Annotated in this window: 1 rRNA gene (only partly in view); it reads left to right on the top strand. The window is 58.2% G+C overall.

From position 1 onward, the window contains the following. A 23S ribosomal RNA gene (locus ACYVO6_RS35650) occupies window positions 1–474 on the top strand (its annotated part continues 798 nt past the right edge of the window); the annotation flags it as partial.

Genomic DNA, 474 nt, shown 5'->3' with positions numbered 1-474 from the left:
ATCTGCCCAGGGTAAGTCGGGACCTAAGGCGAGGCCGACAGGCGTAGTCGATGGAGAACCGGTTGATATTCCGGTACCCGCTGTGAAGCGCCAGACATTGAATCCAGTGATGCTAAGCCCGTGAAGCCGTTCCGGACCCTTCGGGGAAAGGAAAGTGGTGGAGCCGGTGACCCGAGCTGGTAGTAGGTGAGTGACGGGGTGACGCAGGAAGGTAGTCCATCCCGGGCGGTGGTTGTCCCGGGGTAAGGGTGTAGGCCGTGCGATAGGTAAATCCGTCGCGCACAAGGCTGAGACCCGATGCCGAGCCGATTGTGGTGAAGTGGATGATCCTATGCTGTCGAGAAAAGCCTCTAGCGAGTTTTACGGCGGCCCGTACCCTAAACCGACTCAGGTGGTCAGGTAGAGAATACCGAGGCGTTCGGGTGAACTATGGTTAAGGAACTCGGCAAAATGCCCCCGTAACTTCGGGAGAAG

This window comes from Streptomyces pseudoechinosporeus, assembly GCF_054783935.1.
This window is presented reverse-complemented; position numbering and strand designations above follow the sequence as displayed.